Source organism: Streptomyces shenzhenensis (assembly GCF_021462265.1).
Lineage (GTDB): Bacteria > Actinomycetota > Actinomycetes > Streptomycetales > Streptomycetaceae > Streptomyces > Streptomyces shenzhenensis.
The window spans coordinates 1-333 of sequence record NZ_JAJONF010000225.1 but is presented as its reverse complement, the minus strand read 5'-3'; the positions used below and the strand labels follow the sequence as shown (position 1 = coordinate 333).

The window sequence follows — 333 nt, the reverse complement described above, 5'->3', positions numbered from 1 at the left end:
GGGTCCAGCCGCTCCTCCGCCGACGCGATCGCCAGCGTGCCACCAGCGGCCAGCGTCACCGCCACATCCAGCACCGCCGCGTCGAAACTCAACGACGCGAACTGCAAGGCCGTAACCCCCGGCTCCACCCCCAACACCGGACGCATCACCGACGCCAGATTCGCCACCGAACCATGCCCGACCGCCACCCCCTTCGGACGCCCCGTCGAACCCGACGTATAAATCACATACGCCAGCTGACCAGCAGCGATCTCAGGGAACTCACCCGATCCGCGGTCCAGTTCGTCGAGACGGACGACGGCGACATCCTCCGGCAGCCGGCCGACCGTCTCG

Annotated in this window: 1 protein-coding gene; it reads right to left on the bottom strand. The window is 68.2% G+C overall.

Annotated features, from left to right (window positions below):
- Positions 1 to 333, bottom strand: a 333-nt coding sequence (locus tag LQ326_RS47565; protein WP_234545431.1) for an AMP-binding protein, incomplete at both ends; no start/stop codon positions are given.